Here is a 24,241-nt window from a genome sequence, read left to right as displayed (position 1 = left end):
CCTTCTTGCATATGCTTGCGGCTTGCTACAGACTGCCTCTCCGGCCCCCGAATACAACACGGCCGTGCCCTCATGAAGAGAACACGGCCGCTGCCAATAATAGGCATATCCTTTTTTCATTACACAGTGAATTTCGTCAAGGCTTCCCGCAGATTGCCCGACAAGCGATTGAGCTCTTCGGACGAGAGGGCCAATTCTTCCATAATCGCATTCTGTTCCTCGGTCGCGGCCGCGATCGACTGCACATTGGCCGACGATTCCTCGGAAATTTGGATAATCCCCTGAACCCGATCCCAGATTTCTTTGGCGTTCAGATTGACCTCCTGCACGATCGCATCGACCATTTCCACATTGATTGACACTTCCCGGATCGTCTTGACGATCGCCTGGAACACTTGCCCGGTCTGGTTCACGCTCTCCATTCCCGACTCGACCAGCTGCGTGCTCTTGCTCATCGACTCGACGGCCTGGTGCGTATCTGCCTGGACGAGAGAAATGATCTCCTGGATCTCCAGTGCGGCCTGATTCGATTGATCGGCCAGCTTGCGCACTTCATTGGCGACAACCGCGAAGCCAAGACCGTGCTCACCGGCCCGGGCCGCTTCAATCGCCGCGTTCAGGGCAAGCAGATTCGTCTGTCCTGCAATCTCCGTAATAATCTGGATAATCTCGCCGACCTTGCCGGAACGATGCTCCAGTTCGTTAATAACGACGGAGCTGGAGCCGACGTTTTCAGCCAGCTCGTTCATTTGGCTTACCGTGTCCTGGACCATGACACTGCCGCTCGATACCAGTTCGCTGGCGCTCGTGAAATCGCTCGTCATCGACTTGACGACCTGCTCTACTTCGCCGATGGCCATCGTAATATCCTCCATCGTGCCGCCGATATTGCGCAGCATGCGCGCTTCCTCGTCCACGCCCTGCGAGATGTCCTGCAAGGAAAGAGTCACTTGCTCGGAGGCTTTGCTCGTCTCCTGTGCGCTGTGGACGAAGTCTCCCGAGGTGACGGTGACCTTGTCGCTTGTCGTGACGACTTGTTCGACGAGATTCCGCAGATTCGAGGTCATGTTGTCTACCCCGCGGGCGACCATTCCCCAAATATCCTGCCGGTTCACATCCATGGAGAGACGCTGCGTCAAATCGCCGCCTCCGATCCGGTCCAGCGTCTCGGCCACCTCATGGATCGGCTTCACCATGAACCGTTTTACAAGCAGCCATACCGTTCCGCAAATCACCAGGATAGAGGCGATCGCGACCGCAAGCAGCGTCAACTGATAGTATCCGATCCCTTCGCTGAAATCCAGTAGACTGGACACGACGATGACACGATACTTCCCGGTCTGGCGGGATACGCCATACTCCAGTTGATTATCCAGGAACGTGCTTGAATGTGGCGCTTCCAGCAGCGGCTTCAGCTGCGGATAATCGGCCAGCTTCGTCTTGTCTGCGGCACCTGCAACCGCCGCGATCTCCCCGCCCTCGACAATGAGCGCGTAGCTGTGTTTATTGAGAGCGATGCTCTCCAGCAGCTCTGCCGGAGTCATGTCGCCGCCGCGTTCGATCAAGTTGCTGACATGGGCCGCGTCTTGCTCCGTCTCTTTAATCATCAGGTCCGTTATCGTTTCTTTCAAAAAATTGACATTGACCATGCTTGTTGCTGCGATGATAAGCAAAGTCAACAACGTCATGGGAACGAGGATTCGCGCCAACAGCGACTTATTCCACCAGTTGCCCATGAATTTCAGCCGTTTGGTCACGGATGTGATTTGAGCGTTCATTGTCTTCTCACCTTCGGGTTGTATTCGTTGAACACCAGTCATTCCATTCTTCGTTCGTTACAGGCCGTTATGTGGAAAAAGACTCCCCGCATCGCGGGCAAGTCTTTTTCGCAATTAGTCCGCACTCTTATTTGAAGCTGTCGAGATATTTGTCCGCTTCTTCGTAGCTCTGGAATACGCCGTTGTCGCCGCCGAGCTCCTTGATCAATCGGGACAGCTGCAGCTTCGTGAGCGCCGAGCTGACGATCATGGCCGAGCCGAGAATTTTCTTCTTGGCCATATATTCGCGCAGACCCGCCAAATATTCATTCACTTCTGCCGGAGCCGGCTGAGCGTCCGCCATATCGATGCAGAACGTATATCCTTCTTTCGCTTTGTCGACATGCTGGCGGGTTGTGTTGTCATAGTCCTTCGCCTCGTCCATGCCCATCATGCCTTCGAGCTTGATATAAATCCGGTTTTTCGCGGCATCGTATTTTACGTTAAACATAGTTGTAAGTCCTCCTCAAATGTAGTCATCGTTGATAGTAAGAAATCATGCCATTCCATAATGCGCTGGTCTTCCTGCTGTGAATCTCTTTGTTGTTCTCTCTTATCCCCTCCCAGACATGATCTACGCTTGCCTCTGCGGTGGGGACCGGCCTCAGCATCCCGCAATAGAAGCAGGGGCAAACCGCAGTCACTCCGTATTCGTCTGTCCCCGTCCGCATCAGTCCGTTTCCGTCCGTATCAGTCGGTACATTCGTGTCCGTCCGCCTTTGCCCGTATTAGACCGAGCTAGTCCAGACAGGTGAGCCTTCTAATCCCGGCTTGAAGCTTGCGGCAGGAAGCCCACCGTCTCGGCGTGCTCAAGCAGGCGCCGGAATTCCGCCTCCGCCGGCTTCGTCCATGCGAAGCCAAAGCGAGCGAGCAGTGCTGCCGTCCGTTCCGCCGTATGCACGAAGACGGTTCCTCCGGATGCTTCATCCATCCAGCCGTTGTGCAGCAGCACGCTCTCGACCGCCTCACGTTTCTCTTCCCGCTCGAAGCGGGCGTACAGTTCATCGAAGAACGGACCGGCAGCCAGCGGCTTCACCGCGATGCCAGGGTGGGCGGCCAGCAGCTCGGATAAGCTGATCAGATGCGGGTTGTACACATGGTACGTGCCGTTGTACAGCGCCGGCTTGTCGAACAGCGTAACGATGGCCGCGCTCACCTGATTGACGAAGGACAGATCGGTATCCGGCTCCGACGCCAGCACGGCCCCCAGGCCAAGATAAGATTTGATTGTATTGTAAAAAGCGTTGTCCACGATATTTTCCTGGAAAAGGCCCGTGTCCGAATGGCATACGATATTGCCGACCCGATAGATGCTGGCCTGCAGGCCGCGGGCACGGGCTTCCTGAATGCGCAGCTCCGCTTCGAATTTGGTCTTCACGTAGACGTTATGATGCTGCTGGCCGAGATCGCCGTCATCTTCCGTGAACAGCACCTCGACGCGGCCTTCGATGGAGCCCATGCCGACCGACATCGTCGACACATGGTGGAACGCCTTCGGAGTCCGTTCCAGCGCCAGCTCAACCAGCCGTTCCGTTGCCGTCACGTTGCTCTGCACGAATTCGTCATAGTGGCCGTAATGCTTCACGTTCGCGGCCGCGTGAACGATGCAGTCGATCCCGCCAGCGAGCCGCTCATACTCCCCGGCCTCGAGGCCGAACCGTTCCGCCGACAGCTCGCCGTTCACGAGATGGATACGCCCGGCATGCCTCGGGAACCAATCTGAGCCAAAATAATAGGCCAGCTTGTCCGCCAAGCGCCCGCGCGCCTCGTCCGGCGTCCGCCCCCGCACGATGACGCTGACCTCGCTGCCCGTGCGCGAGATGATCTCGTGCAGCAGATAGGCGCCCAGATATCCGGTCGCTCCCGTCAGCAGCACATGGCGGTACTCGATCCGGCGCTGCGCCTCCGGATGAAGCCAGTCTTCGATGCCGCTGCGATAGCGGCGGCGAGCTTCTTCCACGACAGGCGCTTCCCCGTCCCGGGCCGCGGCATACCGTTCGCGTATGCGCGCCAGCTTCTCCTGCAGATGGTTCGGCCGGTATTCGATATGGCGAGCGAGCTGGCGAATCGTCGGATACGCGAAGATGTCGGCGACATCGACGATGAATTCCTGCTTCAGCCGGGCGACCAGCGTGATCGCCTTCAAGGAATGGCCGCCGATGTCGAAGAAGTTGTCCTCGACGCCGACCGCTGTCAGACTGAGCACCTCCTGCCACGCATCGGACAGCTTCTGCTCGATATCGTTCTCTGGCGCCGCCATGCTACCGGACACGCCTTCGAGCTTCTCCGGCTCCGGCAGCTTCGAACGGTCGATTTTGCCGTTCGTCGTCAGCGGCATGCGCTCGAGGAAGGCATAATAGGCCGGCGCCATATAATCCGGCAGGCTGGTCAGCACATAGGAGCGGACATCGGCCGCCGTCAGATCGCCTTCCGCCACGATATGGGCACAGAGCGCCTTCTGCCCCGGCGCTTCCTCGCGGACGGACACGAGCACGTCCTTCACCTGCGGATGACTCCGGATCTGCGCCTCAATCTCGCCCAGCTCCATGCGGAAGCCGCGTATTTTGACCTGATGATCCTTCCGCCCGAGGAATTCGATATTGCCATCCGGCAGCCAACGCACCAGATCACCGGTCTTGTAGATTCGTTCCCCCGGCCGGAACGGGCTGTCGATGAACTTCTCAGCGGTCAAATCGCTCCGGTTCAAATAACCGCGGGCGACGCCGTCGCCGCCGGCCCACAGCTCGCCTGGAACGCCGATCGGCTGCAGCTTGCCGAACGCGTTGACGACATAAGCCGTCGAATTGGCAATCGGCTTCCCGATCGGGATCGAGCCGGGACGCTCGCCGGCAATCTCATAGCAGGCCGTGAACGTCGTGTTCTCCGTCGGCCCGTACCCGTTGATAATCGTGATAGGCGCGCTCGCTTCGCGTACCCGGTATATATGCTTCGGCGACAGCACGTCGCCGCCGACGAGCAGCGTGCGCACCGGCCGGAACAGCTCCGGATTCTTCTCCGCCAGCTGAGTGAAAAGCGGCGAGGTCAGCCACATCATCGTTACCCCGTGGCGTTCAATCTCTTCGGCCAGGGCAGTCTCATCCAGAATCGTCATCTTGTCGACGAGCACCAGGCGCAGGCCGTTCAGCAGCGCTCCCCAGATCTCGAACGTCGAAGCATCGAACACCAGCGAGCCCGTCTGGAGAATGCAGTCATCCTCCTGGAAGTTGACGAAGTTCGTATTCTGCACGAGCCGGATGACGTTCCGGTGAGTCACCATGACCCCCTTCGGCTTGCCCGTCGATCCCGACGTGTACATCAGATAGGCGAGATCCTCCGCCTCATTCACGCTATCCGACTCGAGCGCGATCTCTTCTTCGCCGCTTGAGCCGGCTGCGGCTGCAACCGCTTCGAGTCCGACACGAGCGATGTGCGGCGGCAGCTGCCCCGCCAGCGAACCGCTCGCAAGCACGAGCTGCGCGCCGCTGTCCTCCAGCAAGTAATCGACGCGATCCGCCGGATAATCCGGATCGATAGGCACATATGCGCCGCCCGCCTTCATAATGGCCAGGACGCCGACGATCATTTCTGCTGTCCGCTCGGTCAAGACGCCGACCGCCTGCTCCCGGCGGACGCCGCGGCGCCGCAGCTCATGGGCCAGCCGGTTCGCTTCCGCATTCAGCTCGGCATAGGTAAGCGAGCGCTGCGGATCGGTGACCGCCGTGCGATCCGGCGTGCGCCGCGCCTGCTTCTCGAACAGGCCGTGAATCGTCGCTTCGCGCGGATAGGCCGCTTCGGTCCCGTTGAACTCGGCGACGATCTGCTCCCGTTCCCGTTCCGTAATCATGTCTAGCTCGCCGATGAGCGCCTCCGGCTTACGTATCGCTTCCTGCACGAGCTGCAGGAAGTGACCCGCCAGCCGCTCGATCGTATCGCGGCGGAAGAGGGCCGTATTGTACTCGAAGTTCAGCAAGACGGCAGCTTCCCGCTCCACGGCCTCCAGCGTCACGTCGAACTTCGCTGTGCCGTTATGATAAGGAATGGCCTCGCAGGCCGCGCCGTCGAGCTCTAGTGTCGTATCGCCCATGTTCTGCATGACGAAGACCGTGTCGAACAACGGGTTGCGGCTCATATCCCGCGGGTAGGACAGCTGGTCGACCAGCTTGTCCAGCGGATAGGTCTGGTATTCATAGGCCGCCAGCAAGCTATCCTTCAGCTCGGCAAGATAGTCCGCGAAGGATTTGCCCCCTTCCGGGCAGCTGCGAATCGGCAGCGTGTTGACGAACATGCCCATCATCCGTTCCAGATCGGAATGGGTGCGAGCCGCGACGGCACAGCCGACGATAATATCCTCCTTGTCCGCATAAGCGGCCAACAGCAGATTGTACACGGCGAGCAGGGCCATATAGAGCGTTGTCCCCCGTTCCGAAGCGAGCTTCTTCAGTGCGGCGGCATCGGCGGCCGGCAGCGCCGCGCGGACGATGTCCCCCGCGAAGGTCTGCATCGGCGGCCGCGGGAAGTCGGTCGGCAGCTCCAGCACCGGCAGCTCGCCTTCCAGCATCCGCAGCCAATACGCCTCTCCCGCTTCCTGCTCCCGGCTCTCCCGATCCGCCTGCCATTCAGCGTAATCTTTGTAATGCAGCGTCTGCGCCGGAAGCGCCCGGCCCGCATACAAGGCGGCCAATTCCTCCGCCAGCAGGCTCAACGACGTTCCGTCGAAGACGATATGATGAACGTCGAGCAGCAGCGCCGCTTCGCCTTCCGCGAGCCGGATCCAGGCCGCCCGCAGCAGCGGCGCCTCCTCCATGCGGAACGGGTACAGGAGCGATGCCGCCGCCTCCTCTGGCGTGCGGCCATCGGCTTCCAGCCGCTGCATGGCGAAGCTGAGTCCCGGATGGACCCGCTGGACGACTTCGCCGTCCTCCCAATGGAAGGACGTACGCAGCGCCTCATGGCGCTCCACCAGCTTCCGCAACGCCTGCTCCAGCCGCTCCGGATCGCAGTCCCCCGGCAGGCGGTAGAGAAGCGGCACATGGTACGCCATGCCGATATCCGTCCGCTGCTGCAAGGCGTACATTCGCTGCTGGGCCGGGGCGAGCCGATAATGCGGCTTGTCCGGCGCAGGCTCGATCGCTTCGAAGCCGCCCTGCTCCAGCTGGGCGATCAACAAGGCGAGCGAGCGGATATGCGGCATCTCGAACAGCAGCTTGAAGGAGATCGTCACCTGGAACGTCTCATAGATTCGCGCCTGCAATTGAGCGACCTTGAGCGAGTGTCCGCCCAGATCGAAGAAATGATCGTCGATGCCAATCGGCTCGATGCCAAGCAACTCCTCCCAGATGGCCGCCAGCTTGCGCTCCGTCTCGTTCGTCGGGGCCGCATAATGGACCGCTGCCCGCTCTTGTTTCTCCGGCCGCGGCAGCTTGGCCCGGTCAATTTTGCCGTTGATCGTCAGCGGCATCCGATCCAGGAACATGAAATAGCCGGGAACCATATATTCCGGCAGCAGCTGCGCCAGATAGGCTCTCAGCCCGGCCGCATCCAGCCCGCCTTCCGCGACGACGTAAGCGCACAACGCCTTCTGTCCCGGCGCTTCCTCGAAGTCGGTGACAAGCGTCTCTTTTACCTGGCTATGGCTGTGGATGCGGGCTTCGATCTCGCCGAGCTCCATGCGGTAGCCGCGAATTTTGACCTGATGGTCCTTGCGCCCGACGAACTCCAACTGGCCGTCCGCGCATAAGCGGACCAGATCCCCGGTCTTGTAGATTCGTTCCCCCGGTACGAACGGGCTGTCGATGAACATTTTCTCCGTCAGATCGTCACGGTTCAAATAACCGCGAGCTACGCCGTCTCCGCCGACCCATAGCTCCCCGATTGCTCCAGGCGGCTGCAGCTTGCCGTGCGCATTGACAACATATACCGTCGAGTTCCCGAGCGGCGTGCCGATCGGAATCGGGCCCTCCCGCTCCTCCTTCAGCTCATAGCAGGTCGAGAAGGTCGTATTCTCCGTCGGGCCGTAGATGTTCGACAGCCGAATCGGCGCGCACTCCTGCGCCGCCCGGTAGAAATGCTTCGGCGACATCAATTCGCCACCGACGAACAACTGGCGCACCGGCTTGAAAATGGCCGGGTTGCGGTCAATCAGCTGAAGGAACAGCGCCGTCGTCAGGAACATCGTCGTGATGCCGAAGCGGCGCAGCACTTGCTCCAATTGGCGGCTGTCCAATATTGTCGTCTTGTCGACCAGCACGAGGCCGATTCCATTTAGGAGCGAGCCCCAGATTTCAAAGGTGGACGCATCGAACACGAGCGATCCGGTCTGGAGGATGCGATCTCCCGCCTGGAAATCAACGTAATTCGTATTTTTGACAAGACGGACCACGTTGCGATGGGTCACCATAACGCCCTTCGGCATGCCTGTCGATCCCGAGGTGTAGATAATATAAATTAAATCCTCTGCGCCGCCGACCGGTTCCAGATTATGATCCGGCTGATCGGCCCAAGCCGTCCCTGCCAACGGCACCTGCTCCGCATCCGCCGGCAAGCGTCCGGACAGGTCGGCGCTCGTCAGCACCAGACGCGCTCCGCTGTCCTCCAGCAAATATTGAATCCGATCCTGCGGATGATCCGGATCGATTGGGACGTACGCGCCGCCGGCCTTGATGATGGCGAGAATACCGATGACCATCTCCGCCGTCCGCTCGGCGAGTATCCCTACCGCTTGCTCGCGTTCCACCCCATGCTTGCGCAAATAATGGGCAAGCCGGTTCGCGGCAAGGTTCAATTCCTTATATGTAAATTGGCGACCCTCTTCGATGATGGCCGGTTCGTCAGGTATGCGTTCCGCCTGCTCCTCGAACAGAGACGGCACAGTCCGGTGCTTCGGATAAGGATACTGTGTCCGGTTGTGCCGATTGATGAAGCGCTGAATCTCCTCCTTCGTCAGAAGATCCCACTCTCCGATCGGCTTGTCCGGGGCTTGCACCGCCTCGTTCAGCATCTGGTTGAACTGCTGACCCATCTGCTTGGCGGCATCCAGGCTGAAGCGCTCCGGCCGATAATAAATCGTAAATAAATAAGGGGCAAGGAAAGGTTCTTCCCTACCCAAAATCCGGCCATGCAGGTCTCCGGATGAAATATCGGTTCTCGTCTTGCCAAGCACCTCGGCATCCTGGCACCAGCAGCAAGTCGTGATGTCCCCGCCGGCGCCCAGTTCCTGCCCGCCGGTCTTCAACTGGCGGCACAGCGCCTGGGCCGCGCTCCACAGCGTCCCCTCCGGACGAACCGGCACTTGCACTCCTTCCCCGCTCTGGCTGGCCATCGCATGAAGAATCACTTCCTCTGCGTTATGGTATCGTACGACCAGACCGCTCCATGCTACGCCCACTGCAGCCTCCAATGTGACCGAACGGGCGCGTGTCAGAAGTTCCACTCCATCCACGATGGCGGTAGGAATCTCGAATGTATGGGCGTCATAGCCCGTAAGCTGTTCGGTTGTAAATGGAATTGCAGACAAAATGATTCAGCTCCTTATAATTGACGAACAATAGGGTTGAAACCGTTCCAATAATTGTTCCAATGTCCAATGTTCTATGGGCGCAATCTTGGAATCGACACCGCATGCCGTCACACAATACCCGGCATCCAGACTCTCGATCCGGGTAAAGACATATCCCCGCGCATGCCATACGGATGGAAGCCGCCAAGGGTGAACCCCGTCCGGCAGTATCTCCAATTCATCCAGCGGACCGTATCGTCCGGTTCCGCGGGCTTTGAGATAGCTCTGCTTGGCCGTCAACAGCCAGTGAAGAAAGCCGGCACGCGCATCCGCCGCCAGACCGATAGCGATCCGGTATTCCCGAGGCGTGCACAGGGTGCGGGCGACCTCGGGATCCATAGGCCCGATCCGCTCGACATCAATGCCGACATCGCAGCGATCGATCGCCGTCACGATCCAGGAACCCGAATGCGATAGATTGAAATATATTGAATTGTCTAGGGCCAAATACGGCTTGCCGTACCGGTTCCGGATGAATGCGATCTCGTCGTTTCTCCTCCCGGTCAGACGGCAAATCTGGCACCGAACGAGTACTTCGGCGATAACCATGCGATGACGGTCCGCACGCTGGCTCAGCCTCGCGTACCGCTCCTGTTGTTCGACAGACAGGTACGGAACGAGACGATGCACGATGCGGTCATCGGAGTGTCGGTCCCAGCGGAGAGCAGCAATCTTCATAGGCTCAGCATCCTCTATGCATAGAAAAAAGGCTACATGCAGCAATAGCCTCATCACCATAAAGAACGTGAATGGTCCCCTATTCAACATGGCAACCCGGCCGCCATAGCTCCATGAAGGAGAGTTAGGCCCGAGGCTTTGCGTCCTTGCCTTTCGACAAGTTTGCCTTTTTCAAGTTTTGTTGTATAAATCCACTACGGTTGCTCTCTCCGCGGCAGCGGCTCTCTCTGTATAGCGTCATGCTTCTATACCCATACTACGAATAAAAGTATAGATATGAGCGTGAGCCGATAATGCGAAAACTGTTGATTACGAACCGTCATGGATGGAGTATCTATTCCTTGAGCCGCTTGGCACCCACCATTCAAGATCCGAAGCTGCGGATCAAGGTGGAGGCCATCCGTCTTGTCATGTCCGGACACACCGCTAAGGATGTCGCGCAGCAGTTGGGCATTCACCGCCAGACGGTATCGAATTATGTCAAAATCTTCAACGGCGGCGGCCTCGAACAACTGCTAACCAACGTTGCTTCTCCCGGGAAGCCAAGAATACTGACCCCTGAGCAGGAAGAAGAGCTGATCGGCATCATCAGCAGCCGCAAGCCCTCTACCGGGTCATTGGCGGGCTGGTCGATGCGTGACATCCAGGATCTGCTGGAAAAGGAGTTCCAGGTGCATATGACGCGGACGGGCGTTCGGGATATGCTTCGCAGATTAGGTCTTAAGTACACCTCATCCGGCTATGTGCTCAATCGTACCGACGAATAGATCCTTCTCAAGCTCTATTCATAATATCGGCAATTAGATGTCGACTAATTAACGCCACCCCTTAATAATACGGAGCAAAATTCGACATTGCAACTCAATATATGTCATTTTTCGAGGAAAAAGAGAAGAAAGCGTAATAGGTAAATAGAATTATACACTCGTTAGTGGTAATGATAAATAAGTCTCACTCGGAAAAATACGTATACCTAAGAGAGAAAATTTATTCTTGGAAGGCAGCGTGGCTGCGGGATGTTTGAGCGGAACGCGAAGGAGAGAAACAGGCTTGCTCATGTCCCGACCAATGGAGATTTTCCAGTAATAATATAAGTCTCGTTACATTTGCTTAAAAAATAAAGGATAATCGGCGGATCCTCTTCCGGCTGCTTGACTCTCTTTACTACCTCTTCTTCATATTTCTCATTAATCCAGTTTGGGAAATCGTCATATCCGATCGACTATCATACTCCACCTCCTTATAAAATATTGGTTTTATACAAATAGAAATATATATCTGGATTTATTTTACACATCACTCTACTGGCTGCAAGTTATTAATAAAGCTGCATAGATTTGCTGCTTTATTTGGTTGGATGTCGTTGCTTGGATAGCAAGAAATACCGTCATTGAGCAGTTGTTCAACAAAGAAAAAGGAAAGCTTCCGCCAATGGCGCGCTTCCCCGCTCTCAATGCTCATTACTGCTCTAATTATTGTTCATTCTCCGATCGAACGTCTCCAGCATGTCCTTCGCAATTCGGTGGACCAGCTTCACATCCTCTGCCTCCCGCCCCTTCAACAGCTTCACGTGCAGTTCAAGGGTGCCGGCGATGCCCAGACGTTCCGCATCCACGCTTGCCGTGTCAAACGAGAAAAACTGTTCAATGCTGACATCCAGCGCACGAACAATCCGTTCCAGCGAATCTAGTGAAATATTCAAGCTGCCACGTTCAGCGCCGCCGATATACGAAGCCTTCATTCCGCACTGTTCTCCCAGCTCCGCCTGCGTATAGCCTCTCTGCTTCCGAAGTTCGCGAATCCGCGCGCCCAAAAATATTTTCAAGTCCGACATGCCCGTCACCTCACAGTTAAGCTTATAAAAAACTTCCGGGAAGCAAAATACCCATATTCATGCTTTTATTGTTTTTAAAACTTATAAATGTTATTATGTTCTATATGAAGTTATTTATGTTTTCTGCGAGGTGATGACGTGAATGTCAAAATCCACAACGTTCAAGACGTCGTACTATGCAACGAGCGGAACGAGCATCTCTGGTACCAATTCAAAGGGCTGTACATGCTCAACAAGGAACATATCGTTATGCTGCAGCGCGAAGAGAGTCTGTACGGATTCGTCATTGTGGACAGCGCCCCTTACAGTTATCTACAGCCGCTGAGCTACGAACGTTCACGGATGCTTCAACATGAATACCCCGCCGTCTTTGCCGCCCTCCAGCCATCCGTAATGAATCAAGCCGTACTGCTTCGCCTGATCGCCTTCACGTATAATGAAGTCAAGTCCAAATGCAACTATAGCATCTGCATCTCCTTCGCCTCCGACGATCATCCGCTGGACGCGTATGCCTTCTTCCTGCAGACAGGTGCGGATTATGTGCATTTCCTGACAGAGCAACAAGACCGCGATTCGTAAATGCGGTCTTGCTCTGCTTCTGTTATCGATAGGGCAGCGCGGCCGGATTGCTGCCCAGTTGCTTGGCTGAAGCAGCCTGACGGCGGCCCATCGGTCCTGTCAGCCAGACGCCGAACGGCAGCCGATCCAGCAGCATCGTAATCCCGATCGACAAGGCGGCGACGGCGGCCCACGTCATCAGCGTCAATGCGGCATGCATGCCTGCAAGCGGGGTCTCGCGGGTAAAGCGGGCAATCTGTCCCAGGACAAGCACGTGAACCAGATAGCCGCCGAAGGAATAGGTTCCTATCTTGTGCAGGATGCGGTAAGCTCTTCCCTTCCGCCGGCAGACATATAGCGCAAGAGCATACATCAGCGGCAGTTGAGCGAGGATAAGCAGGAACACCGACGGCTTGAGATAGGTGGAAATATTCAAATTAATGGGCGCTACACCGGCCTCCAGCAGCCGATAGCCTGCATAGGTGTAGAAGATAATGAACAGCAGCAGGCTCCAGGGCACGCTGCGGCGCATCAGATCGCGCCAGCGCTGCACATGCCATGCGCAGACAATGCCTAGCGCGATATAGAAAAAATAGAACGGCAGCAGCATCGTCCGGTGCCCGAGCAGCGGACGCAGCCAGGCTGGCGCATCCCAGGCCGGCGCCATGCTGTAGGACCAGTACATCAGGCCCGCATAGGCTGCGGCCAAGGCGGCCAACAGCAGGACAACGCGCCGTTCGATCTGCCCCTGCCCGGCGGCACGGGACTGAATCCGCCGTCCGATAGCGCGGGCTCCTCGATCGAGCCATGGGAAGATAAGATACAACTGGAAGATCATCAGCACGAACCAGAGCTGATAGCCGTAGGTCGGGGTAATGAATTGGCTCGCCAGCAGCCTCCACCCTTCCGGCGCCAGCAGTTGCCCTCGCAGCGTATATATCCCGTATATGACGGTCCAGATGGTGAACGGAGCCAGCACGGCTGCCGCCCGGCGCTTCAGGAAGTTCCCGTAAGGTACGGTGTAATCGTAATTGTAGAATAGAATAACCGCTGACAAGAAAACAAATGTCAGCGTCCCATACCGGGTAAAATGATAGATCATCCCGAGAAAAATCGCTTGTTCCGCCGGAATGTCCGGCCGGTAAATATACTCTCCAATGCAGTGCTGAAGCACAATAGCAAAGAACGCGAATGCGCGCAAGATGGTGATTTCGTCAATTCGCTCCTTCCTCGGTGCGGCGTGAGAACGATCAATTGCCACGGCCAGTTCCTCTCCCCTCCGTCACAAGGTGATGTGAACCCCCATTGTATCTCATTAACCTGAAAATAAACTAAAAAACACGGAATGTGTACATAATGACAAAAAACTTTGTGCAGAGTTCTCCCCCGCCGTTCCGCCTGAGCACAAGCAGGCCGCTCCGAGAACGGAGCAGCCTGTTCAATTGGAAGGGGGCACGGCTACACGAAATCCGGAACGCGGACGGCCCGGCACGACTCCCGCACCATGAGCTTCGCGCGGAAGACAGGCAGCGGATATGCTTCTTCCGGATTTTCCAACTGATGTATGAGCCGATTCGTCACATACGCAGCCATCTCTGTCCGCGGGATGGACATCGTTGTCAGCGGCGGACAAGTATACCGCGAGATAATCAGATCGTCGAAGCCAACGACGGACAGACGTTCAGGGACCGCTACCTGTTGCTGACGAAGCACCTTCAGCAGCCCGTACGCCATCAGATCATTGGAGCAGAACACCGCAGCGGGGAGATCGTCTGCCTCCAGCCAGTGAATAGCGGCGGCCGCCCCGGCCTGCTCGGTGAAATCCCCGCACCATATGCGTGAATCCGGCACCTCCACACCTTGACCGAGCGCCGCATCGAGAAATCCTGCCAGGCGTTCGGAAGAGCAGGGCTGCCCCGTAGGACCTGTAATAATGGCCACGTCACGATGGCCCAGGTCAAGCAAATAGCGGGTCGCCTCATAAGCGCTCTTCCTGTTGTCCAGATAAGGAGCCGGCAGCACGGTAGCGGACTGGGAGACGTTGTTCTGATTGAGCACCCCGATCACGAACCCAGCCCGGCTGACTTGATCGACGATACCCTGCACATCAGACCAACTGATTAGAAGTCCTGCGTCGATGCTCTTCTGTTCGTATAAGCGAAGCAGCGGGGTTGCATCCGACACGTCCAGTATTGTGACCAGCGTCTGGTAGCCCCGTTCCCCGCATTGACTGATAATGGCGCCCACGATCGCGCCATAGAACAAGTCATCCTCATAGATCCTGTTATGGTCCTGGACAATGAACAGCCCGATGGTACCTGAGTTCCTGGGAGCTCGCTTCCGGGCGTCCCCGACCGGTTGTTCCTGATATTCTCCCCCGGCTCTACGCAAGTTGCCTGGCGCTTCCGGATGCATGTTGGTGGCACCGCCGATCAACGGAGGCATGGTGTTGCGCGCTCCTTCCGCCGTCGGGGGCTTAGCGAATCTATCCATCGTATATATCCCGTTCCTCTTGTCAGCATTTGTATCTCCTCAGTGTACCGGAGCCCGTTACCAAGAGTCAACGTTCCTCCCTCGGTAACCAGCAATTAATACTTGCTTTTATCATTCAGATTGACCAAAATAGGAAACGATTCGACATAATTTTCGTATTTCTTGGTATGAAGTCATTGTTCGCATACAAGGGGGCATCGGGAATGAATAAGCCATACATTACGCAGCCGCTCCGCCGCGGTGCACTTATCGTATCGATGTTCTGCTTCTTGCTTCTTTCCGGCCAGCCCGCGGCGCATGCCGGATGGTGGGGCACTATCAAGGATATTTCCGAACTGCCCTCCGAAGTCAATGAATTGAAGGAAAATTACCGCCAGACCGTCGACCAATTAGAGCAAGCCCATCAAAATATGGAGATATACCGGCAGGAAAACCAAAAATTAATCGAGCAGAATCAGGAGCTCACCCGCATGGTTGCTGAGTTGAAGCAGCTCGAAGAGGAACGCCAGGCGAGCTACCGCAAGATGAGGGCGCTGGTGCTCACCGCTGCCGGCCTTCTGATTGGGTATTTCGTTCTGCTGCGCGGCCTGCGTGTCTGGATGCGGGTCCGCGCAAGATAGGAGGAGTTCCGGATGGACATTATATTTGAACACGAGAACCAGATGAACGGACAAGCCGTCACCTTCCGCGTTCAAGAGGGAGAACAGGTGAACGTGCTCCATCCGCAGCAGATTATTGCCTATCGCGGCGCTCCCGACGGGCGCTCTGACCGGCTGATGACCGCCAAGGGCATGTACCGCAAGAAGAAGCTTATCCAGGCCCGCTTCACCGGACCCTGCGAATTCCTGACCGCGCTGCCCCCCGGGTTCAGCATGAAGCCCGTTCCGTTGACCGGGGAGAGCGACCTGCTCTATGATGTGCGGCATCTGCTGTTCTATACGGAAGGCATCACGATGCAGACACGCATTTTGAGCATGAAGAACATGCTCATCACGCAGGATGTTGTCAAGGTGAAGTTCTCCGGCGAAGGGCAGATTGGTATCCTGACCCAAGGCACCGCTTGCGATGCCGAGCTTCATCCGGATCAACCGCTCTACGTGGACGCAGGCAGCGTTATCGCCTACCCTGAGAACGCAAAGCTGGAATTATGCGTATACGGCAATCATCTGGCCAGCCAACATATGAATTATCATTGGATGATGACCGGCAGGGGTACCGTTCTCATCCAGGCCGGACGGCAGAATCAATCGCTCGTACACGAGATGAACGATGAAGGGCTGTTCAAGCGCATTCTGCGCGAGGTTATCCCGTTCGGGGGCGTATTTATCAAATAGAGTGCGGAGTCATAAGACTCATCGTACCGTGGTAGCTTCTCGGAGGGAATACCCGAAAATAAGCGCATGGTCTTCGCGAAAATGAAACACATTTTTATTACTATTAACATATAAATTCCAGTAAGGAGACGAGACCTGTCAGGCGATTGGATATAGAGACGTCAACTGCCGTGAAGACGCGAAAAGGGGCTGTCGCAAAGTAGTATTTCGCTACAGTGAGACCGCCCCCCTGGCTCTCAAAGCTCGACTTGCCGAAAACTGTAAAACTACAGTTTTCCCTTATGACTTTTACTCTGTTACAGGAGTTCCTGCAAAACCGCATCAATTTCAGCATAGGAAAGAAATGGAAAGCAAAAATCGGCGGAAATAATGTACTTTTGCAGGAGTTTAATATAATATCCGGTCAAAGAGCGTAAATTCCTGCATTGACGCAGCATTTCACGGCATCAGCCATCTGTTTTCACGGCATTATCCATCTTCCGACACTTTTCCGCCGCTTTTTCCAGCGCTTTTCCTACAGCTTTCCCCGCCGCTGTCTTTCCGCCTCTATATTCTCTGTAGTCCGGTCTTCTCCCGCATCCTTGTACATTACAAATGGTACAGCCTCTCATTGTTAGTTCTGTTCCTTCTCCACGGCGGGAAAAGTTACGGTAACCTCGGTTCCGACGCCTTTCTCGCTGTGGAATTCCAGCTTGCCCTGCATCACTTCAATGATGCGGAAGGTCACCATCAGTCCCAGGCCGGTACCCTTCGTCTTGTTGGAGTAATAAGGCTCGCCCAACCGCGACAGCTCCTTCTTGTTCATTCCTACCCCGTTGTCCCGAATCCGGATGATAATCTGCCCGTCCTGCTTATGAGCGGCAATCCGGATCCAACCGCTGCTGTTCAGAGCCTCAATGCTGTTCTTGACCAGATTGATAAATGCCTGCTTGAACTTGGACGAATTCCCTTCAATCGTGAGATCGGGCATCACGTCGAGCGTAATCTTCGCCCCCTGCATGTTGGCCAGTGGCAGGAGAACCCCTTGGACATGCTCCAATTCCTCCCGCACATTCAGCAGGGCGAGTTCATTCAGCTCGGGCTTCGCGAAGGTGAGGAAATCGGTAATAATGCCGGAGGCCCGATCCAGTTCGGTTAGCGCCAAATGATAATACTCCTTCTCCTTCGAACCGGACTGCTTCTCCAGCAGTTGGAGGAAGCCCCGCGTTACCTGCAGCGGATTCCGTACTTCATGAGCGACGGAAGCGGCCAGCTCGCTAATGATCTCCATCTTCTCCGAACGTTGAAGCCGGTGGTTGTACAGCTCCAGCTCCTTCGAATATTGAACGACCTGCTCGTGATTGCGCGCGATTTTGCGGCCCAAAATAATGATAAGGGCCACGACGAACAGCAGGATCCCCCATTTCCAGTACACCATATAATAATAGACGGGATGAAGCAGGAACCAGATTAATTCGCATACGGTAATCAGCGCAAAGGCGACAAATCCGACGCAGAACAGAATGGCGTCTTTATCTTTGTGGAACGCATAGCGGATGGACGCCGAGATCAGCACGACGAACTGAATCAGAATTAGGAAGCCGAGCACGCGTTCCGACAGGAAATAGTACATATCATAAAAGCGGTTATCCGCCAAAATATTAAGGAGCAGAACAGCCAGAGATAGAATCGAATACGCGGTCTGGAACTGCCGGAGCCTGCGGATAATCCAATATGGGCCCGGACCGAACGTCATCTCGAAATAATAGGTAAGCAGCGAAAAAAAGACCAGCATCGCAAAATCATAAATAACGAGCGACCATACTTCGGTATGGATAAAAAACGTATAGGTGAACGATGAATACGTAAAAATCATAATCCCCGCGCATAGAATAAGAACGCAGAGTGCCAACCAGCTTGAGAAAAATATGTTCCGGAGGAACAGCGTACAAATAAGCATGACCACCGCAATAAGTATGAGGGCGCTCCCCATGACGACATTGACGAGTCCTTGCTTGACATACTCGGGAAGCAGCTCTTGATAGTCTCCGATCCTAATCGTGTCATGAATGCCCAACTGTCTTGCAAGGGTCTTGACATGAAGATACAGTACCTGCTCCTCTTCGCTGGAATCCAGCCCAATAAGCACCGGATTCATATCGAAGGAGAACAGCCGCGAAGAACGGAACAGTCTTCGCCCTTCTTCCGAAAATGCCTCTACTTCGTAGGCATATACTTGTTCAATCCAGAGCCCGGGCTTGTCCCACTGCAGCGGCGGCAGCGTTAACCGGAGCCAGGCCGACTGAACCCCTTCGGGCTTATCGGGCCCGTCTTCCCGAATATCGACATCTGTCCAGCCCACATCCATGGAGGAAATGTCCTGCCAATCACGGGCCGACGTCTCCCACAGCACCTGCCATTGCGTCAACCGCAATTCCCCCTGCTCCGCTTCCGCCCGCAGAAGAGAAGGGTATAGAAGAAAGGCCGCCATGAGAAGCAGGAACGATACCGTCGAATATTTAAAAATTGTTCTCATGAGGCACCTCTGTCCGTTCCAATATGTAATGAGATCGTGAACCGCAATCCTACACTGGCACTAATTCGACAGTTATCGCTAATTTCCTGCTCTATCCGCCATGAATCCCTTGCCCGGCTTTTGTTTTTTGACATTCTGTTTCTTATGTTGTTGCTCCGATGAGCGATGGCTCCTATAATAGGTACTAAGAATGCAGGAATTTTGTCGCAGTAGATCTAGGAGAAGGCCCGATTTCGACTCAGGAGGACAGTAATATGGAATGGTTCGACGACTATAAGAAGGATATGGAGGCGATATTTACAGAGGCGGCACGCCTTATCTCCTCATTCCCGGCACCGTTGCAGGAGATGGGGCTTCATTATTTGGAAAAGTCCAACCCGCTGCTGACTGAGTCCAGTAACTATATCTGCTATTTGCTTCCATTCTGGCTGCAGGAGGCAACCGGGGCGGAGCGAAGCGATTGCCGACGTTTGGGACTGGCCGGCGTCTTCATGATGCTGCACTATTGCCTGCTCGATGATGTCATGGACAGCCCTGAGCAGGGAGGATGGCATAAGACGTTGGCGCTGGGACATCTGTGCTACATCGAATATGAAAGGGTTTACCGTGAATTATTCCCTGCCTGCTCGCCGTTCTGGCATGACTTCAACCGCTACAGCGCCGAATGGGCCGAGGCCGTCAGCATGGAGCTGGAGCATGATTTTTTTCTGAGCGACCGGATTAGGGTCGCGCACAAGGCGTCGCCCGTCAAGCTGTCCGCCGTCGGAGCCGCTTTTCTTGGCGGAGCGGAGCATTTGCTGCCCGAGATCACGGCCGCGGTAGAGATTGTGCTCGTCACGCTTCAAATGTCCGATGATACAGAGGACTGGGAGGAGGATTTGCAGGAAGGGAGCTACAATTGTCTATTATCCTGGATACGCTCCATGAAAAACCGGCCTCCTGGCGCTCCGCTGATGCCCGACGAGGTGCGCCAGGCCATCACCGTATCCGACGCCTTGCAGGGCTATGCTGCCATCGCGGCAGAGAACCATGCCCGGCTCCAGCAGCTGTCTTTCGCCTCCCCGCACCTGCTCGCCTTCCATCAGGCGATGGTTGACAGTCTGAGGCAAGAAGCGGAGTACATATATGAAGAAAGAAATAAGCTGATGTCGGGCGGATTTTCATATATATTGTCTAATTTGGAAAAGTAGAACTGGCAAGTCCGTATCTATTAATGGTAACCTGTAATCTTCTGATTCTACAAATATGGAGGGATACATTATATGTCTATCAATCAAATGCATATGAACCAACTCGTGCAAAGAGCATGGGAAGACGCTACGTTCAAAGAGAAGCTGCTTGCTGATCCGAAGTCCGCCATCAAGGAATTATTAGACGTTTCGATTCCAGACCATGTTCAATTGACTACGGTACAAGAGACATCTGATCAGTACGTACTGGTCATCCCGCCGAATCCGGCGGAGGTTATGAAAACTTCTTCAACAGCGAGAAAGGGAATTTGGTAACTAATAACAGCAAAAGAAGAGGCGCTCCTGGGAGCCCTCTTCTTTTATATTTATCTTGAAACAGAAGGAAAAGAGACGGTAATGACGGTACCAACGCCCTTCTCACTCTTGATATCCATTTTCCCTTGCATTACTTCAATGATGCGGAAAGTAACCATCAACCCAAGCCCGGTTCCCTTCGTCTTGTTCGAAAAGTACGGTTCGCCAAGCCGCTTCAGCTCCTCCTCGTCCATACCGATGCCATTATCCTCAATCCAGATAATAACCTGCTCATTCCGCTCGTAAGCCTTGACCCGAATCAGTCCTTTCTCGGTGAACGCCTCAATGCTGTTTTTAATCATATTAATAAAGGCTTGCTTGAACTTGGATGAGTTCCCCTGAATCCGGAGCTCTGGACTAGCATCCAGTTCGATCGTACCCCCATGCATTGTCGCCATCGGCATCAAGATGCCTTCGATATGCCTCAGCTCATCAGCTACATCGAGGATATGAATCTCGTCCAGCTCCGGCTTCGCGAACGTCAAGAAATCGGTAATAATCTCCGAGGCCCGATCAAGCTCGGTCAAGGCGAGGTTCAGATATTCCTGTTCCTTCGTTCCCGTCTTTTCGCCAAGCAACTGCAGAAATCCCCGAGTCACCTGCAGCGGATTCCTCACTTCATGCGCAACCGATGCGGCAAGCTCGCTTAATATTTCCATCTTCTCTGACTGCTGAAGTTTACCATTGAATAGTTCTAATTCCTTCGCATAAAAAATTACACGACGGTGATTTTCTGCTATTCTCCGTCCCAGTATATGAATGAGACAGACAACAAAACAGACAACCCCCCACTTCCATAAATGTAGTTCATATTCCCTCGATATAAAAGTGTACCAACTGACTTCACCCACCGCCATAATAGAAAACAAGCTGAAACCAAGTGTAAACAAGATTGCATCCTTGTTCTTGCGAATGGCATGGCTAATTGAGAAAATCAACAGGAAAATAAATAGGACAATCATATAAATACTAAATATGTGTATTGAAAATAACGTATAAATCGGATGGGAATCGTCCTTCTTGAGTTCGAAAAAATACAAAAATAAAAGGAACCAGGTAACCGAATAACAAACTTGGAACATAAAAAATCTAAATATTATTTTATAGGGACCGCTCCCCAAAAATTTCATAAAGAAATAGGTCAAGCTAGGAAACAATACCATCATTGCTAAATCAAAAAATCTAACGCTCAAATACCCCCACTCTCTGAAAAACGCATAAGTGAACTTTGAGTATGTTATCGTCACTATCCCTAGGGAAAAGATAACAAGCGTTAATGATAGCCAGCTTGGCAGCTCGATTCCACGCAGAAAAATTGCACATATAAACATAATGAAAGCAATAAGTATCAGGCTGCTGCCAATGACTATCTCCGAAAAACCTTCCTTAACATATTTCAGTTGAAGCGGTTCATATTCACCTATCATGACTGGCACTTGAATCCCGATTCTTCCCTTGTGAGCAGATGCATGAATAAAAATCGTACTGTATTCTGGCTCCAGTGGGACAAAGAGATGATAAATATCGTGAAAATAATCCCTTGAATCATGGAACAGCCTTCTGCCGTCGGTTCCCCATACTTCAAGTGTACTCGCGTACAACTTCCCAATATAAAGCGCTGGTTGATCTTCATTCAATTCCGGCAACCTAATCCGAATCCATGCCGATGTTACGCCCTCCGGCAGCTTCGGAATCGATTTCCTGCTATCAACCTTCTCCCAGCCTTCCCGGGTAGAAGCGATGTCCTCCCACGTCCTAGGACTCGTCTCCCACAGCATCTCCCATTCGTACAGCTTGATGCTCTCCCGCTCCGGCTCCGCTCGGGCGATGGCAGGGTCCATCAGCCACCCGAACAGCACCAGGAATAAGAAGAAGACCGTTATGTATCTTCGCACACTCATCGCACACCCCTACACATTTCTCTTGGTTTCGCCATTTTACCCCATTCCGCAATAATTCTACAAAAAGAGAGCCAAATCCTTCTTTAAATTTTCAAATATTTACTTATATTCAAATAACGAACGTTCTACGGCCTGTCCGTCTAATCTAGGATTCTTCTCCAAAACACCGTTATATATAATAGAAATGGACTAGGAGAATTCTCCCCTTTGCCGTTGATAGATGCAGGAAACGACCGTATCTATATCTATGTCTATGTCTGGAAGCAACGCTAGATCGATTGGCACGCTGCGGGTTTTATCTTGTGGAGTTATCTTTATCTAATAGGATGAGATTGTTGTTATTGATAGAATCGTGTCACATCATGTCGCCGACGAAATGAGAAAAGCACTCTTTTCTGCGATAATGATTATGCTACTGGACGAGAGCGGGAAATTCAAGAAAACGTTATGTTACATCTATCATCATGTTAGATATACATCTGTGGAAATGAGGAGATCCTGTTGCAATTTGTGTTTGACTTGGATGGGACCATATGCTTCCGCGGGAAGCCGCTGACGGACCCGATTGTGCAATGTCTGGAGGACTTGGGCCAAAAGGGCCATGAAGTGATCTTTGCCTCTGCCCGCCCGATTCGGGATATGCTGCCTGTGCTCCCTGAATCTCTCCATGGCGGCTCACTTATCGGGGGGAACGGCTCCATGATCTCTAAGAACGGCCGGGTCGTGCAGACCGAAGCCTTCACGGCAGAGCAAACTTCGGCACTGCTCGCGCTTATCGCTGAGCATGATGCGGCCTACCTCATCGACAGCGACTGGGATTATGCTTATACCGGTCCAGACGACCATCCGATCCGGAACAATCTGGACCCGTCCCGGCTGGCGCGCTGCATTGCCCTCGAAGAGCTGAAGACAATAGTGAAAATTCTGATCCTGTCTGCTCGCGATATGGAGGGTCTGGCGGAGAAGCTGTCCCGCCTCGGGGTCGTCGTGCACCGTCACCGCCATGAGGACGTCATCGATCTCAGTCCGCCGAATATTCATAAATGGAACGCGATCCAACGCCTCGGCGTCAAGGAAGGCAGCTTCATCGCCTTCGGCAACGACGCGAATGATATCCCGATGTTCCGGGCGGCCGGGCATGCGGTCATGATCGGCCATCATCCGGATCTGGCCGCCTATGCAACAGAAGACATTCCGCTCCAAGGAGACGATGAAGCACGCATTATCGCCAAGATTCAGGAGCTCGCGGCACGGCATCCATTGTTGGCATCGAGCTGAACCGGGCTGCCGTATTATCAACAAGACTGCCAAAGAGACGATCGGTTGCGATCGTCTCTTTGACATGCAGCTTTCCAGGAGCTCCGGTCGTTATTATACCATGTTGAATCCAAACACCTGCAGCAAAACAACCAATACAAAGGAGATTGTGCCTGCGATTTTGGCTGGGTGAGTAAATTTATAACTGTGAAAGGGAGTAATTCGCTTCATAATCCACCAAAACAAAAGTGTACCTGCCAGGATGACAATTGAACCTGTTATCATATATTCCATTGAATTTGCAACATTTACGATATGAGTGATAAAAAGAATCCACAAATAACCTAAAAAGCCGTGAATAATAATGGACTGTACTACTTCTTTAATGGTCATGTTCATCTCCCTTATTTAAGAAGATTTTATCAGATTAGAATATTACAAAATACACTCAACTTCCTTTATACATATAAGTGGATTATACAGAATGAGTAGAAACAGATGAAACTACATCTGTTTCTACTCATTCTTAATCGTTATATTTACATTTCAGTTTGGGGGCATGTGTCTCCCCAGTATCCATCAACACAAACCGTATATGGTGGAATATAACATCCTACAATTAAGGCTCCAGCACACAAAACCCTTCCATATATAGGTACTTTGTCACCGAATGAACATGCTGTTCCAATCAACAAAGAACATTTGCTATCATAGTCATCACCGCGATCCTCATATTTTGTACACGTCCAACAGAT

Annotated in this window: 17 protein-coding genes and 1 riboswitch; of the genes, 7 read left to right on the top strand and 10 right to left on the bottom strand. The window is 53.8% G+C overall.

What is annotated here, in order from left to right; all coding sequences use genetic code 11:
• Nucleotides 1-119: 119 nt before the first annotated feature.
• The 4 genes from DQX05_RS06050 to DQX05_RS06035 form a co-directional block, all read right to left on the bottom strand.
• Complete coding sequence (locus DQX05_RS06050; protein WP_119791780.1) at nt 120-1,778, bottom strand: methyl-accepting chemotaxis protein; 1,659 nt, start codon at nt 1,776-1,778, stop codon at nt 120-122.
• A gap of 127 nt (nt 1,779-1,905) precedes the next feature.
• On the bottom strand, nt 1,906-2,268 hold the full coding sequence (locus DQX05_RS06045) for a protein kinase (protein WP_119791778.1): 363 nt from the start codon (nt 2,266-2,268) through the stop codon (nt 1,906-1,908).
• 309 nt (nt 2,269-2,577) lie between these two features.
• Nucleotides 2,578-9,330, bottom strand: coding sequence for a non-ribosomal peptide synthetase (locus DQX05_RS06040; protein WP_119791776.1), 6,753 nt, complete (start codon nt 9,328-9,330; stop codon nt 2,578-2,580).
• Nucleotides 9,331-9,336: 6 nt separating this feature from the next.
• Nucleotides 9,337-10,050: a 4'-phosphopantetheinyl transferase family protein gene (locus tag DQX05_RS06035; RefSeq protein WP_182914635.1), complete on the bottom strand. Its 714-nt coding sequence runs from the start codon at nt 10,048-10,050 to the stop codon at nt 9,337-9,339.
• A gap of 87 nt (nt 10,051-10,137) precedes the next feature.
• A riboswitch (cyclic di-GMP riboswitch) is annotated at nt 10,138-10,227 on the bottom strand.
• 116 nt (nt 10,228-10,343) lie between these two features.
• On the opposite strand from DQX05_RS06035, the gene DQX05_RS06030 reads away from it, so the two are divergent.
• On the top strand, nt 10,344-10,817 hold the full coding sequence (locus DQX05_RS06030; protein WP_119791772.1) for a helix-turn-helix domain-containing protein: 474 nt from the start codon (nt 10,344-10,346) through the stop codon (nt 10,815-10,817).
• A gap of 701 nt (nt 10,818-11,518) precedes the next feature.
• Here the strand turns inward: DQX05_RS06030 and DQX05_RS06025 are convergent.
• The gene (locus DQX05_RS06025; RefSeq protein ID WP_119791770.1) at nt 11,519-11,884 is read right to left on the bottom strand and encodes a helix-turn-helix domain-containing protein; all 366 of its coding nucleotides are present in this window, start codon (nt 11,882-11,884) and stop codon (nt 11,519-11,521) included.
• A 138-nt stretch (nt 11,885-12,022) separates the two neighbouring features.
• Between DQX05_RS06025 and DQX05_RS06020 the strand changes: the two genes are divergently transcribed.
• Nucleotides 12,023-12,463, top strand: coding sequence for an arylsulfatase regulator (locus tag DQX05_RS06020; protein WP_119791768.1), 441 nt, complete (start codon nt 12,023-12,025; stop codon nt 12,461-12,463).
• 22 nt (nt 12,464-12,485) lie between these two features.
• Here the strand turns inward: DQX05_RS06020 and DQX05_RS06015 are convergent, their stop codons facing one another.
• Nucleotides 12,486-13,703 (bottom strand): acyltransferase, encoded by a 1,218-nt coding sequence (locus DQX05_RS06015; RefSeq protein ID WP_119791766.1) that lies wholly within the window; start codon nt 13,701-13,703, stop codon nt 12,486-12,488.
• Between the two features lie 197 nt (nt 13,704-13,900).
• Complete coding sequence (locus tag DQX05_RS06010; protein ID WP_259391812.1) at nt 13,901-14,935, bottom strand: LacI family DNA-binding transcriptional regulator; 1,035 nt, start codon at nt 14,933-14,935, stop codon at nt 13,901-13,903.
• A 203-nt stretch (nt 14,936-15,138) separates the two neighbouring features.
• On the opposite strand from DQX05_RS06010, the gene DQX05_RS06005 reads away from it, so the two are divergent.
• The gene (locus DQX05_RS06005; RefSeq protein WP_119791765.1) at nt 15,139-15,555 is read left to right on the top strand and encodes an MreC domain-containing protein; all 417 of its coding nucleotides are present in this window, start codon (nt 15,139-15,141) and stop codon (nt 15,553-15,555) included.
• 12 nt (nt 15,556-15,567) lie between these two features.
• Nucleotides 15,568-16,269: an AIM24 family protein gene (locus DQX05_RS06000; RefSeq protein WP_119791763.1), complete on the top strand. Its 702-nt coding sequence runs from the start codon at nt 15,568-15,570 to the stop codon at nt 16,267-16,269.
• 613 nt (nt 16,270-16,882) lie between these two features.
• Here DQX05_RS06000 and DQX05_RS05995 read toward each other — a convergent pair.
• Complete coding sequence (locus DQX05_RS05995; RefSeq protein WP_119791761.1) at nt 16,883-18,784, bottom strand: sensor histidine kinase; 1,902 nt, start codon at nt 18,782-18,784, stop codon at nt 16,883-16,885.
• Nucleotides 18,785-19,038: 254 nt separating this feature from the next.
• On the opposite strand from DQX05_RS05995, the gene DQX05_RS05990 reads away from it, so the two are divergent.
• Together DQX05_RS05990 and DQX05_RS05985 are read left to right on the top strand one after the other, a co-directional pair.
• Nucleotides 19,039-19,974 carry a methionine synthase I gene (locus tag DQX05_RS05990; protein WP_119791760.1) on the top strand — a complete coding sequence of 312 codons (936 nt, stop codon included), beginning with the start codon at nt 19,039-19,041 and terminating at the stop codon, nt 19,972-19,974.
• 72 nt (nt 19,975-20,046) lie between these two features.
• Nucleotides 20,047-20,289 (top strand): NHLP leader peptide family RiPP precursor, encoded by a 243-nt coding sequence (locus DQX05_RS05985; protein ID WP_119791758.1) that lies wholly within the window; start codon nt 20,047-20,049, stop codon nt 20,287-20,289.
• 50 nt (nt 20,290-20,339) lie between these two features.
• On the opposite strand, the gene DQX05_RS05980 is transcribed toward DQX05_RS05985, so the two are convergent.
• Nucleotides 20,340-22,169, bottom strand: coding sequence for a sensor histidine kinase (locus DQX05_RS05980; RefSeq protein WP_259391811.1), 1,830 nt, complete (start codon nt 22,167-22,169; stop codon nt 20,340-20,342).
• A 561-nt stretch (nt 22,170-22,730) separates the two neighbouring features.
• Here DQX05_RS05980 and DQX05_RS05975 point away from each other — a divergent pair.
• On the top strand, nt 22,731-23,507 hold the full coding sequence (locus DQX05_RS05975) for an HAD-IIB family hydrolase (protein ID WP_119791754.1): 777 nt from the start codon (nt 22,731-22,733) through the stop codon (nt 23,505-23,507).
• Between the two features lie 93 nt (nt 23,508-23,600).
• Here DQX05_RS05975 and DQX05_RS05970 read toward each other — a convergent pair whose 3' ends face one another.
• On the bottom strand, nt 23,601-23,879 hold the full coding sequence (locus tag DQX05_RS05970) for a hypothetical protein (protein ID WP_119791752.1): 279 nt from the start codon (nt 23,877-23,879) through the stop codon (nt 23,601-23,603).
• Nucleotides 23,880-24,241: the final 362 nt, after the last annotated feature.

It is taken from the genome of Paenibacillus thiaminolyticus (genome assembly GCF_003591545.1).
GTDB lineage: Bacteria > Bacillota > Bacilli > Paenibacillales > Paenibacillaceae > Paenibacillus_B > Paenibacillus_B thiaminolyticus_A.
This window is presented reverse-complemented; position numbering and strand designations above follow the sequence as displayed.

What these genes read in the sequence shown, in the direction of transcription:
- DQX05_RS05980 (WP_259391811.1), bottom strand. Translation starts at nt 22,169, where the DNA reads ATGGACCCTGCCATCGCCCGAGCGGAGCCGGAGCGGGAGAGCATCAAG.
- DQX05_RS06000 (WP_119791763.1), top strand. Translation starts at nt 15,568, where the DNA reads ATGGACATTATATTTGAACACGAGAACCAGATGAACGGACAAGCCGTC.
- DQX05_RS05995 (WP_119791761.1), bottom strand. Translation starts at nt 18,784, where the DNA reads ATGAGAACAATTTTTAAATATTCGACGGTATCGTTCCTGCTTCTCATG.
- DQX05_RS06050 (WP_119791780.1), bottom strand. Translation starts at nt 1,778, where the DNA reads ATGAACGCTCAAATCACATCCGTGACCAAACGGCTGAAATTCATGGGC.
- DQX05_RS06005 (WP_119791765.1), top strand. Translation starts at nt 15,139, where the DNA reads ATGAATAAGCCATACATTACGCAGCCGCTCCGCCGCGGTGCACTTATC.
- DQX05_RS06010 (WP_259391812.1), bottom strand. Translation starts at nt 14,935, where the DNA reads ATGGATAGATTCGCTAAGCCCCCGACGGCGGAAGGAGCGCGCAACACC.
- DQX05_RS06030 (WP_119791772.1), top strand. Translation starts at nt 10,344, where the DNA reads ATGCGAAAACTGTTGATTACGAACCGTCATGGATGGAGTATCTATTCC.
- DQX05_RS06025 (WP_119791770.1), bottom strand. Translation starts at nt 11,884, where the DNA reads ATGTCGGACTTGAAAATATTTTTGGGCGCGCGGATTCGCGAACTTCGG.
- DQX05_RS06045 (WP_119791778.1), bottom strand. Translation starts at nt 2,268, where the DNA reads ATGTTTAACGTAAAATACGATGCCGCGAAAAACCGGATTTATATCAAG.
- DQX05_RS05990 (WP_119791760.1), top strand. Translation starts at nt 19,039, where the DNA reads ATGGAATGGTTCGACGACTATAAGAAGGATATGGAGGCGATATTTACA.
- DQX05_RS05985 (WP_119791758.1), top strand. Translation starts at nt 20,047, where the DNA reads ATGTCTATCAATCAAATGCATATGAACCAACTCGTGCAAAGAGCATGG.
- DQX05_RS06035 (WP_182914635.1), bottom strand. Translation starts at nt 10,050, where the DNA reads ATGAAGATTGCTGCTCTCCGCTGGGACCGACACTCCGATGACCGCATC.
- DQX05_RS05970 (WP_119791752.1), bottom strand. Translation starts at nt 23,879, where the DNA reads ATGACCATTAAAGAAGTAGTACAGTCCATTATTATTCACGGCTTTTTA.